At 70.2% G+C, this 13,173-nt stretch carries 3 protein-coding genes; 2 read left to right on the top strand and 1 reads right to left on the bottom strand.

Annotation, left to right across the window (positions count from 1 at the left end; genetic code table 11):
- Positions 1-9: 9 nt before the first annotated feature.
- Positions 10-1,338, bottom strand: coding sequence for a cytochrome P450 (locus tag NN4_RS15790; protein ID WP_147131251.1), 1,329 nt, complete (start codon positions 1,336-1,338; stop codon positions 10-12).
- A 252-nt stretch (positions 1,339-1,590) separates the two neighbouring features.
- Here NN4_RS15790 and NN4_RS15785 point away from each other — a divergent pair, with 252 nt between their 5' ends.
- Positions 1,591-11,667, top strand: coding sequence for a type I polyketide synthase (locus NN4_RS15785; RefSeq protein WP_147131248.1), 10,077 nt, complete (start codon positions 1,591-1,593; stop codon positions 11,665-11,667).
- Positions 11,664-13,173, top strand: a 1,510-nt coding sequence (locus NN4_RS15780; protein ID WP_147131245.1) for an SDR family oxidoreductase, incomplete at its 3' end; no start/stop codon positions are given. The genes NN4_RS15785 and NN4_RS15780, both read left to right, overlap by 4 nt.

Genomic DNA, 13,173 nt, shown 5'->3' with positions numbered 1-13,173 from the left:
TGGCCCGGATCAGCGGGGCAGCAACGTGATTCGGGCGTTGTGCACCGGGCTCAGGCCGGTGTGATAGCGGCGCGGCGGTTCGATCGGGCCGGGAGCCGGTGCGATGCGCCGGTTCTCGAGGACGACGCGGAAGAGGATGCGCGCCTCGGCGAGGGCGAACTGGGCGCCGAGGCAGCGGTGCGGGCCCGCCCCGAAGGTGAGCCAGGTGTGGCCGCTGGGTCGCTCGTCGAGGAAGCGCTCGGGACGGAAGGTCATCGGATCCTGGTAGTGCCGCGGTGATTCGTGGATCAGCAGGATCGGGACGATGACGATGGCGCCCTTGGGGATGTGCACGCCGTTGATCACGGTGTCGCGCAACGCCCGTCGGCCGGTGAACGGCGAGACCGGGCGCAGCCGCATCGTCTCGGCGACCACGGCGTCGAGGTAGGCGTCGAGGCGGGCGCTGTCGCCCGCGTCGATGGCCGCGTCCAGTTCGGCCATGGCCGCGGGGTGGCCGGCCAGCATGGCGGCGATCCAGCCGAGGGTGATCGCGGTGGTCTCGTAGGCGCCGAGCAGGATGCCGCGCATGTTGCGCGCCAGCGCGGCGTCGTCGTGCTGGTCCAGTTCGGTGCCGACGTAGCGGGACAGCACGTCTTTTCGGGCGGTCGCGTCGCCGGGCGTGGCGCGCCGGGCCGCGATCTCCTCGATGATGAGGGCATCGACCTCGGCTTGACGGCGCCGCAGCGGCGGGTAGGGCAGCGTGTAACCGCCGACCAGGGGGGTGATGAGGGTGACCGCGAGGAACCCGCGGCTTTCGATCTCGCCGAACCACGCCTTCACCGCGCGCTCGAGCCGGTCTCTGCGGACCGGCGCGACATCACCGAAGACGACGCCGAGCAACACTCCGATAGCCAGATCGTAACCCGCAGTCAGAAACTCGAACTCCTCGCCGACCGGCCACTTGGGCAGCTCGCGTTCGACCACCTCGACCATGAGTTCTTCGTAGGACCGCAGCGCCTTGCTCTGGAACGGCGGGGCGAACAGCTTGCGTTCGCGGCGGTGTTCGTCGCCGTCGAGGAAGATCAGGGTCTGCTTGCCGAACATCTGGTCGTGGCTGGAGAACCGGCTCAGCACCTGGCCGATCGAGAAGTCGTCGTGGTTGGTGAACAGGTCGCGCACGTCGTCCATGTCGTAGGTGACCAGCATGGTCGGAAAGCCCGGCGGCGAGATGACGAACCGCTCGCCGAGCCCCAGCAGCGGGGACTCGTGGGTGCCTGGCCGCATCAGTCCGCCGATCTGCCCGAGGTGGCGATTGCGGAGGCGGGGCAGATCGCGCAGCGATACGGAGGTCTGTGGCACTGGGCCATCCTGACCGGTGGTTCGGCTGCGCGCAAACCCGAAATCGACGCGGCGGCAACGGTGCCCGTGACGTTGCTGCCCCTATTTTTCGGGGGTCCGACCAGCGCGTTGTTGATCTTGTGGAGGTCGGAGACCGGCGTACCGGCAGCTATATTGTGGCACTGACAGTCACAACGCACCGTGTGCCACTCCTCGTAGATCAGGGGACCAGGACCGGCCGAATTCAGGCTCCACCGTTAGAGGAAGCAGCTCGTGCACAACACTTTCGTCGACACCCTGTTCGCCCAGGTCGAGAAGCGGCCGACCGATCTGGTGTACCGGTTCCTGGACAGCGGTGACGTCGACGGTGTCGTCCGCGAGATCTCGTACGCGGGCCTGGGTACCCGCGCTCGGGCGATCGCGGCCGCTCTGCAAGAGGGGCTTCCGCAGCGGGCGCTGCTGCTGTACCCGGCTGGCCCGGAGTTTGCCGAAGCGTTCTTCGGCTGCCTCGCAGCGGGTGTGGTTGCCGTGCCCGCGCCGCTGCCGGAATGGGAGAACCGTTCGCTGCGGCGGCTGCGCCGGATGGTCGCGCACGCCGAGGTCGAGGTGGTGCTCGCGCCGCGGCGGGTGGTCGCGGATTCGGCGGCGCTGTGTGCGGAGATTCCCGAGCTGGCCGGTGTGCGGTGGCTGGCCACCGATGAGATCGCCGATGACCAGGCGGCACAGTGGCGCGAGCCGGAAGTGGGCGCGGAGTCGGTCGCGTTCATTCAGTACACCTCCGGCTCGACGAGCGCGCCGCGCGGCGTCCTGCTCACCCATGAGAACCTGCTGCACAACCAGCGTGCGCTCGTCGCCGGGCTCGGCCATGATCGGGTGCTGGCGGACGGCTGGGACGGTGCGCTTTTCGCCAGCTGGCTGCCGATGTACCACGACATGGGCCTCATCGCGCCGCTGCTGCACACGGTGTATCTCGGCGCCGACTCCGTGCTGATGTCGCCGCTGCATTTCCTGCAGCGGCCCGAGCGGTGGCTGCAAGCGATCAGCACCTATCGCGCGCACACCAGCGGTGGTCCGAACTTCGCTTATGAACTGTGCGTGCGCCGGATCGCGCCGGAACAGCTCGAGCGGTTCGATCTCAGTAGCTGGCGAGTAGCGTTCAACGGCTCCGAACCGGTGCGCCCCGCGACGGTGCGGCGGTTCACCGAGACCTTCGGCCGGGCCGGATTCCGCGCCGAATCCCATCAGCCGGTCTACGGTTTGGCCGAGGCCACGCTGATCGTGACCGCGCCGTCCACCACGGCGCCGCCGACGTTCCATGAGGTGACGGGCGACCGTGCCCGGGGTGCCGAATTGGTCGGCGTAGGGCCCGCGGCCGCGGGCATGTCGATCGCGATCGTCGATCCCGAACACGGCGTCGAGCAGGCCGAGGGGGTCGAAGGCGAGATCTGGGTCGCCGGAAACAGCGTTGCCGCAGGGTATTTCCGGGACGAGCAGGCCACCGCCGAGGTGTTCGGCGCGACGCTGCCCGGTGACGATCGGCACTATCTGCGCACGGGCGATCTCGGATTGTGTTCCGGCGGTGAACTGTTCGTCACCGGTCGGCGCAAGGATCTGCTGATCATCGACGGCCGCAATCACTATCCGCAGGACCTCGAGGCGACCGTCGAGGCCGCGCACGACGCCGTGCGAGCGGGTTGCGTCGCCGCGTTCTCGGTCGATCTGGGGCTCGATGGCGAGCAGCCGGTCGTGGTGGCGGAGGTGCGCGGCGAGGACCTGGTCGAACTCGAGGGCGCGGTGCGCGCCGCGGTGGCTACCGAGCACGGGCTCAATCTCGCCGCGGTGCTGCTGATTCGACCGGGCACCATCTTCAAGACGAGCAGCGGGAAGATCCAGCGTTCGGCCTGCCGGGCCGCGTATCTGTCCGGCGAGCTGCTCACGCTGCTGGCGGGTGCGGTGCGCTCGCCCGAGGACGAACTGGACGACTACGACCCGGAAGCGGTGACCGAGGAGCCCGCGGCCGTGGCCGAGGACCAGCCGTCCGCCGAGTCGCTGCGCGCCTGGCTGGTGACCGCGATCGCGCGGCACGCGGACCTGGATCCCGAACGCATCGACATCCATCGGCCGCTGGTCGAATTCGGTTTGGGCTCAGCCGATTTGGTGGAGCTCGTGGTCGATCTGTCGGATTTCGTCGGACGCTTCCTGGATACGAATCTGTTCTTCGATCACCCCACCATCGACGGGGTGGCCACGGTGCTGGCCTCCGTCGTGGGGGGTGAACCCAGCACGTCCGAACCCGAGACTGCCGGCACGGTCCACGTCACGACAGACGACATCGACGACGCGGACGATGACGCGATCGCGATTCTCTCGATGTCCTGCCGATTCCCCGGCGGCGCGGATTCCCCCGAGGCGTTGTGGCGGCTGCTGGACGGTAACGGCGACGCGATCACCGACATGCCCGCGGGCCGCTGGGACATCGACGGACTGTACGACCCGGACACCTCGGCGCCCGGCAAGGCATACACCTTCCGCGGCGGTTACGTCGACGGCATCGATCGTTTCGATGCCGCCTTCTTCGGGATCGGCCCGCGCGAGGCCACGGTGATGGACCCGCAGCAGCGGATGATGTTGCAGCTCAGCTGGGAGGCGATCGAACGGTCCGGGCGTGATCCACGCAGCTTGCAGGGCAGCGCGACCGGTGTTTACCTCGGCGTCTACAGCACCGGCTACCTGGCCGATCCCGCCCCGGAACAGCTGAACGGTCAAGTAGGCACCGGTCTTTCGCCGAGTGTCGCGTCCGGCCGGATCTCCTACACCCTCGGGTTGCACGGCCCGGCGGTCACTCTGGACACCGCCTGCTCCTCATCGATCGTCGCGACGCACCTGGCGATGCAGGCGCTGCGCGCGGGCGAGTGCGATCTAGCGTTGGCCGGTGGCGCCACGCTGCTGATGTCACCGACCGCTCACATCGAACTGTGCCGACTGGGCGTGCTGTCGCCGACCGGTCGCAGCGCGCCGTTCGCCGCGGCGGCGGACGGAACGGTGTGGGCCGAGGGTGCCGGTCTGCTGCTGCTGAAGCGGCTCGGTGACGCACGCCGCGACGGCGACCGGGTGCTCGCGGTCATTCGTGGTTCGGCCGTCAATCAGGACGGTCGTAGCCAGGGGCTCAGCGCCCCCAATGGCGCTGCGCAGGAACAGGTTCTGCGCTCGGCGCTGCGTGTGTCAGGTCTCGCGCCGCATGAGATCGATTATGTCGAGGCGCACGGGACCGGTACCGCGCTCGGCGATCCGATCGAGGCGCGGGCGCTGGCCCGGGTGTTCGGTCCGGGTCGCGATCCGGAGCGCCCGCTCGGGCTCGGGTCGCTGAAATCCAATGTGGGACATACGCAGGCGGCGGCCGGCGTCGGCAGCATCATCAAACTGGTGCTCGCGCTACAGCATGAACGCATTCCGGCGACTCTGAACGCGAGTGTGCCGTCCCCGCAAGTGGATTGGGCGAGCAGCGGCTTGGCGGTCCAGGCCCAGCCGATGCCGTGGCGACGAGGCGACCGGCCGCGTCGCGCCGGAGTGAGCGCCTTCGGGCTCAGCGGAACGAACGCGCATCTGATTCTGGAGGAAGCTCCCGCCGAGCCCGCCCCGGTCGCGGCGGCGGACACTCGTGGTGTTGTGCTGCTGCCGATCTCGGCGCGCAGTCAGGCCTCGTTGCAAGGTCAGGCCGAGCGGCTGCTCGACCGGGTCGTCGCCGATCCTGGGCTGGAGCCGGGACCGGTCGCGCGGGCACTCGCGTTGCAGCGCACCCAGTTCGAGCGGCGCGCGGTGGCGGTGGCCGCCGACCGGGACGAGATGATCGGCGCGCTGCGCGATCTGGTGGACGGGCGGTCCTCGGCGAATGCCGTCCTCGGCGCCGGTGCGGTGCTCACCAACGCGAAGACGGCGTTCGTCTTCCCCGGGCAGGGCGCACAGTGGGTCGGTATGGCCCGTGACATGCTGGCCGACTCCGCGGCGTTCCGGGCGGAGTTCGAGCAGTGCGACAAGGCGTTCGGCGCGCACACCGGCTGGTCACTGGTCGACAAGTTGACCACCATGACCGCGGCGGACCTTATCGACTTCCCGGTCGTGCAGCCGCTGCTGTTCGCGACGATGGCCGCGCTGGCGGCCAGTTGGCGCGCGGTGGGGGTGACGCCGGACGCGGTGATCGGCCACAGCCAGGGCGAGATCGCCGCCGCCTATTGTGCCGGTGTTCTGGAATTGAGCGATGCCGCACGGATCGTTCTGACGCGCAGTCGCCTGATGCAGGCCATCGCCGAACCGGGCGCGATGGCGATGATCGGCCTGCCCGAGGCCGAGGTTGCCCCGCGGCTGGCGGCTTTCGACGGGCGGGTGTCCGTCGCGGCGGTGAATGTGCGGCGTTCGACGATCGTGGCGGGGGAGCAGGCCGCGGTCGAGGAACTGCTGGCCGAGTTCGACCAGGCGGGAACCTACACGCGACTCGGTGCCTCCGGCCCCGGCTTCGCTGGGCACTGCCGGTTGATCGAGTCCATCCGCGATCCGTTCGCCGTCGAGCTGGCGGGTATGACGGCGGATGTACCAGCGACGCAGTGGTATTCGACAGTGACGGGCGAGCCCGTGACGGGCGCACCGATCGGACCCGACTACTGGTACCGGAACGCGCGGGAGACGGTGCGCTTCGGGGCCACCATCGAGCGCATGATCGCCGACGGGTACCGGTATTTCGTCGAACTGGGTGTGCACCCGTCGCTGGCCGCGGCCGTGCAGACGGTGTCGGAGGAGATCTCCCGCGAGGTGGTGTCCGTCGGCTCGCTGGTGCGGGACCAGGACGGGCCGACCTGCCTGGCCAGGGCGCAAGCCGCGCTCTATGTCGCGGGCCACGAACTCGATTGGACCAGGCTGGTTCCCGAGCACGGCCGGGTCGAGCTGCCCACCTACGCCTTCGATGAGCGGCGGTTCTGGACCGAGGGAGCCAACCGCGACACCACGTCGCTCGGGCTCGCGGATGCCGCCCACCCGGTCTTGGGTGCCGTTGTGCCGCAGCCTGATTCGGGTGGCGTCAGCCTGACCGGCCGGTTGTCGCGACAGCAGCAGCCGTGGGTGACCGATCACGCCGGACCGAACGCGGTACTGCTGCCCGGTGCCGCGTTGGTCGAAATGGCCGTCCGTGCGGGCGATGAGGCGGACGCCCCGATGCTGCGTGAGCTGGTGTTGCGGGCGCCGTTGCTGGTGCCCGAGCGCGGCGCCGTGCAGATCCAGACGGTGGTCGGCGGTGCCGACGCCGAGGAACGCCGCACGGTACGCATCTACGCCCGCGACGACAACGATGCGGACGCGCAGTGGTTGCTGCACGCCGATGGTGTGCTCGGCACGGATTTCGAACAGGCTCCGCCCCAAGCAGATTCGTCGGCGTGGCCACCCGTGGACGCGGTGCGCGTCGATGTCGAGGCCTTGTACGCCGAGCTGTTCGCGCGCGGCCACCAGTACGGTCCGCTGTTCCGCGCCATGCGGGCGGCATGGCGGCGCGACTCCGAGATCTTCGTCGAGGTCGAGCTGGCCGAAGCCGCGCACGGTGACGCCGCGAAGTTCGGCATCCATCCCGCCCTGCTGGACGCCGCGTTGCACGCCACGGCCCTGTTCGCCGCCGACGGCGCGCACGCCATGCTGCCGTTCGTGTGGACCGACGTGGCGCTGTGGGCCACGGGTGCCACCGCGTTGCGCGTGCGGCTCACGCGCTCGGGACCCGACACCGTCACCATGGCCGCGACCGACCGGACCGGACGGCCGGTGGTGTCGGTGGGTTCGGTGCTGTTGCGTCCGGTCGCCGCCGCGCAATGGGACGCGGCGTCGAATGCTCCGGCGTTCCGTCGCATGTTCCGGATGGAGTGGTCGGAGCGCGCACTGTCCGCGCCGGACCGGACGCTGACCATAGGCGACTGGGGTTCGGCCGCTTCGGAAACCGTCGACGCGCTCATTGTGCCGGTGTCCGAAGGGGATTCGCCGCGTCAGGTGCACGACATCGCTCAGCAGATGTTGGCGACCTTGCAAACAATCCTGGGCGACAGCCGATTCGAGAAGGCAACGCTCGTCGTGCGCACGCGCGGTGCGGTGGCCCTGCCCGGCGCGGACAGCCCGAATCCGGCCGGTGCGGTCGTGTGGGGACTGGTGCGCTCGGCGCAGTCGGAGAACCCGGGCCGGATCGTGCTGATCGATTCGACCGACCCCGACATCGACATCCCCGCCCTAGTCGCTACCGGCGAACAGCAATTGGCGGTGCGCGACGGCGTGGCGTTCGTACCGCGACTGGCGCGGCTACCCGAGAATGCGGCCCGAGTAGCTGATCGGGTATCGCTTGGGGACGGTGCTGTACTCGTCACCGGTGCGCCAGGCCGGCTCGGTTCGGCACTGGCCCGGCACCTGGCCGACACCTACGGCGTGCGAGACCTGGTTCTGGTCAGCCGTCGCGGCATCGATGGACCCGGCGGCGCCGAGTTGCGCGACGACCTGGAAAGTCGCGGGGTGCGTGCGCGATTCGCGCGTTGCGACATCGCGGACCGCGCGGCGCTGGCCCAGCTGCTCGACGGTCTGGCACTGGCCGGCGTGATCCACGCGGCCTGCGTCCTCGACGACAGCACCTTCGCCGCGTTGACCCCCGCACAGCTCGACGCCGCGCTGCGCCCGAAAGTCGATGCGGCACACCATCTGCACGAGCTGACGGCGGATCGGGAGCTGTCGCTGTTCGTGCTGTTCTCCGCGGCGGGCGGACTGTTCGGCACGCCGGGCCAGGCCAACTACGCCGCCGCCAACGCCTATCTCGACGCCTTGGCACTGCGCCGCCGGGCACTCGGGCTACCCGCGCAGTCGCTGGTCTGGGGCGCGTGGGAGGTCGATATGCACGACCACATGTCGCAGGCCGACATCCGGCGGATCACCCGTGCGGGCATCCGCGCGTTCTCGGTGCCGGAGGGCATGGCGTGCTTCGACGCCGCACTGCGCCTCGATGATCCGATTCTGGTGCCGCTGCTGCTCGATACCGACGTGCTGCGGCGCGGACCGGCCGTTCCGCCGCTGCTGCGTGGCCTCGTCCGACGGGCGCCGCGGCGTGCCGTGGCCGACCATGCGACCGTGGACGCCGCGGCGGGAACCCGCTTCGCCGAACAACTTCGGGCCGTCCCGCGGGCGGAAGCCGTCACCATGGCGATGATCGCGATGGCGGAGTGGACGGGCCAGGTGCTCGGTCACTCCGGCAGCGACACGGTCGCGGCCGAGGAGACCTTCCAGAGCCTGGGTCTCGACTCGCTGATGGCGGTCGAACTGCGCAACAAGGTGCGCGAGCACACCGGCGTCACGGTGCCGCTCGGTGCGATGCTCGCGGAGCAGAATCTCACCGAGCTCGCCGAGTATCTCGTCGCAGAAGTGTTGCGGCAGTCCGCGTCCGACGGTGCGGGTACCGCGGCCGCCGAGGTGCCCGACGTCGAAACGCTGCCGGTGACCAGGGACATGATGCGGCTGCTGCGGACCGAACAGCTCGGTATTCCGAGCGCCGCGCAGACCGGCGGTGTCGCCGTCCGGGTGGCCGCGCGGATCACCCGGTCACAGCTGGAAGAGGCGCTGGCCCGCCTGGCCCGCCGACATGCCGCGCTGCGCACCACCATTGCGCCGAGCGAGGAGCACGGACGGCAGCTGGAGATCCGCCGTGAGCCCGGCGCCTTGGCCGGATGGCGCGACCTCGACCACCTCGATGACGCGGTGGCCCAAGAGCATTTCCGTGCGCTGATGGCGCGGCCGTTCGACCTGACCACCGGTCCGCTGTGGCGCTTCGAACTGCTCAACGCCGAATCCGCCGATCAGGTGGTGCTTTTCGGCGCGCACCACAGCATGAGCGATGTGCAGTCGATGCTGCTCGTCGCGGGGGAGCTCGCCGCGGAGCTGTCCGGCGCACCGCTCGACGACACGGTGACCAACCGGGACATGCATCAGCTGCTCGCCGCTCAGCCGAGCAAACGAGCGGGTGACGACGCTGCCGTCACCCGGTGGCGCGCGGCCTTCGCCGGAGCACGCAGGCTCGAGTTGACCCTGGCGCAGCCACGGCCCGCCCAGCGCAGCTACGGTGCCGGATCGGTCGCGCTGGACATGCCCGCCGGCCTGCACGATCGGGTCGCGGACCGCGCCCGCGACCTCGGCATCACGCCCGCCGCGGTGTTCCTCGGCGCGCTGACGATGCTGCTGGCCCGTCGTCAGCAGGTCGACCGGTTCGCCCTCGCGGTTCCGGTGGATACCCGCATGCACGCCGACGCCACGGACGCCGTCGGGTACTTCGGTGTGCCCGTGCCGTTCCCGGCGGCGGTCTCGGCGGGTGACCTGGTCACCGATGTGCTGCGCCGGACGGGTGAGCGGCTGCGGACGCTGCTCGCGCCCGGTGCGGGCTTTGCCGACGTGCTCGCCGCGCTCGCCACCGAGGGCCTGTACCGGGAGAACGCGCCGCTGATCGAGGTGTACTTCAACTACCTGCGCGCGAATTCGGCGGTCGCGCCGGTCGAGGTCGTTCCGGTGAGCACCGGCTACTCCGATCTCGACCTGATGGTCGCGGTGCTGCCGGACACCGGCCAGGTGTGGTTCACCTACAACAGCGACATCATCGACGCGCGCGCCTGCACCGAGTTCGGGACGGAATACCTGGCCACGGTCGCGGCGGCAGTCGCTGACCCCGGTGCGCCCGCTCGGCCGGAAACCCTTGCGCGGCAATCGGACTCCGGTGTACGTGCGGCTTTGGCCGCAACTTTCACACTGGGCAGGCTGCCGGAGCTGATGGTGGCGGCGTCGTCGGACAGCACGGCGATCACCGTCGCGGAAGCGCCGTATCACCATGTGCTGTCCTGTCTGCGTGACCCGTCGGGCGTGTTCGCGCAGCCCTCCACGGCGCTCGGCATCGTGCTGCTGCGGGCCACGGATCTGGAACGCTTCGGCGCGGTATCCGACGAGCTGCTCACCGAGCTCGCCGCCGAATACCCGGCGGCCGTGCGCGAGGTGGCCGAACGCACCCGCAGGCCGCTCATCGTCGGCCTCCTGCCGTCGGCGCGCCCGGCGGAACGGTTGCTCGCCTGGGAGCGGCTCGTCGCCGAACGCCTGAGTGATGTTCCCGGCGTCGCGGTGCTGGAGCCGACCGCGTGGACGCGGCACCATCCGGTGGGCCAGCCCTTCGACGACCGGACCGAGATCCTCGCCCATCTGCCCTTCACTCCCGAGTTCCAGGCGGCGGTAGCGCTCACCCTCGTCGCGACCGTCGGTGCGGTGACCGAACCTGCCCCGAAGGTGATCGCGGTGGACGGCGACGACACGTTGTGGAGCGGGACGGCGGGCGAAATCGGCGCCGCCGCCGTGGCTTTCGACGCACCGCGCCGTGCGCTGGCCCGACGGCTCGCCCAGTGGCGCGCGGCAGGAACGCTGCTGGTGCTGGTGAGTAACAATGACGAGGATGTCGTCCAGGCCATCCTGGACCGGCCCGACAGTCCGTTGCGCCCTGCGGATTTCGCGGCCGTCTCCACCGGCTGGGACGGCAAGCCGGAGCGCCTGACGGAGGTCGCGCGCACGCTGGGGCTCGGCCTGGACAGCTTCTGCTACCTCGACGACAACCCGGTCGAGGTGGCGCGCATGCGTGCGCAGCTGCCCGAAGTGCTCTCGGTAACGTGCCCGCCCGCCGACGAGGTGACCGACTTCCTCGCCCGGCTGTGGCCGATGGTGCCGATCGCGGCGACGGCGGAAGATCGCACCCGCGCCGACTTCTATCGGCAGGAGCAGCAGCGCGACAGTGCCCGCGCCACAGCGGAATTCGCGGAGTTCCTCGCGCAGTTGAAGCTCGAAGTCGAGGTCGAGCCGCTGGCCGATGCCACGCTCGAGCGCGCACGGCAGTTGGTGCGACGGACCACGCAGTTCACCCTGTCCGCCGTCACCGTCGATGATCTGGACCGGTGGCGCGCCGAGGGTGAGGTGTGGACGGCGACGGCGCGGGACCGCTTCGGCGAGTACGGCTTGATCTCGGTGCTCGCACTGCGGGTGGACGCGGACTGCCTGGTGATCAGCGGGTGGCAGCTCAGCTGCCGTGCCCTCGGGCGCGGCGTCGAGGAACGACTGCTCGGTTGGGTGGCGGACCGGGGCGAGGCTCTCGGCTGCACGACGGTGCGGATCTCGGTCGAGCACACCGTGCGCAACGAACCGGCCCGGCGCTTGGTCGGACGGCTCGGCGGGAGCGCCGATGAACAGCGACTGGACATTTCGGTGACACCGGATCGCCTGCGCGAGTTCCGCTCCTGGGCGACGAACGATGCGGAGGTGGCCCCATGACCGGCCCGGACGAGCGGGCCTCGGTGCGCAACTCGGCTGTCGACCGCCGCCTGCGTGGCGAATCGCTCGAACGGGGCGCCGCCGCAATGGATGTCGCCGCCCTGCTGGCGCGCACCGGCGCCGCACCGGTGGCGGAGGCGCCACGCCCGCCGGCGACAACCACCGCGCGGCAGTGGGATGCCGAGACGCTTGCGGTGGCGATCACCGGCGTAGCGAATCGGTTCACCGAGACGCCGATCGACGCCGACACTGACTTCTTCGACGCGGGCGGCACCTCCCTCGCCGCGGTGGAACTCGTTGCGGCACTGGCCCGTGAGCTCGATATTTACCCGGATCTCGACACCGTGTTCTTCGACGCACGTCCGCGCAGGCTGGCCAACCGCTGGCTGGCCGACCATCCCACATCCGCCGGTCCGCGCTCGGACGAGCAGCCCGACACCGACGACCTCGCGCAACTCTTCGCCGACCTGGCGGGTGCCGACCGGCTACCGCTGGTCGCGGCACCGCCCCGGGTCGCCCCGCGCCGCATCCTGCTGACCGGGGTCACCGGGTTTCTCGGCAGCCACCTGCTGCTGGATCTGCTGCGGCACAGCGAAGCACACGTGGTGTGCCTGATCCGGGCCGACGACGATGCCGCCGCAGCACAGCGGTTGGAGCACGCCCTGCGACGGTTCGCACTGCCGTGGTCGCGCGAGGTACTCCGGCGCGTGACACCGCTGGCGGGCGACCTGCGCAGTCCCCGGCTCGGCCTGACCGAAGAACGGTGGGAAACCCTTGCCGCAGAGGTCGATTCGATCGTCAACGCGGGCGCCGCGGTGGACTTCCTGCGCGGCTACCCGTCACTGCGCCGGACCAACGTACTCGGCCCGCTGACCCTCGCGGAGCTGGCCTGCACCGGTCGCCCGAAACCGCTGCACCACATCTCCTCCCTGGCCGTGTTCAATGGTGCCGACGCGGCCACGCTGAGCGAGGACGAGCCGACCGCCAATGTCGCCGCGCTGCCCATCGGCTACGACCGTTCCAAGTGGGCCGCCGAGGCCGTGCTGCGCCGGGCGGGCGAACACGGGCTCGTGGTGACGATCCTGCGTCCCGGTGGCATCGGCAGCCACCCGGAGACGGGCGCGCACAACCCGCGTGACCTCAACTCCGGAATCACCGCCGCCCTCATGCGGTTTCGCACCGTGCCCGGCTTCCGATACCTCAACGCCGCCCCGGTCGATTGGGTCAGCAGGGTCGCTGCGGAGATCGTCGGCACGCCGAGCGCATGGGGCCACACCTATCACCTCACCGGCCCACCCACGTCGCTCGAACAGGTGGTCGCCGAAACCACCCTGGGCGGCTTGGGTATTCGCGTGCAGCACTGGGAACAGTGGTGCACGGACGTGGTACAGGCGATCGAGGACGGCCCGGTGCCGGAACTGGCATCGCTGGCACAGGTGCTGCAAAGCCCGGTGGCCCGGACGCAGCTGGCGGCCATGGTGACCGCGCCGCCCGCGTCGGCCGCCC

Source organism: Nocardia ninae NBRC 108245 (assembly GCF_007990755.1).
In the GTDB taxonomy this organism is placed as follows: Bacteria; Actinomycetota; Actinomycetes; order Mycobacteriales; family Mycobacteriaceae; genus Nocardia; species Nocardia ninae.
The sequence above is the reverse complement of the archived record's forward strand: the minus strand, read 5'-3'. Positions and strand labels throughout refer to the sequence as shown.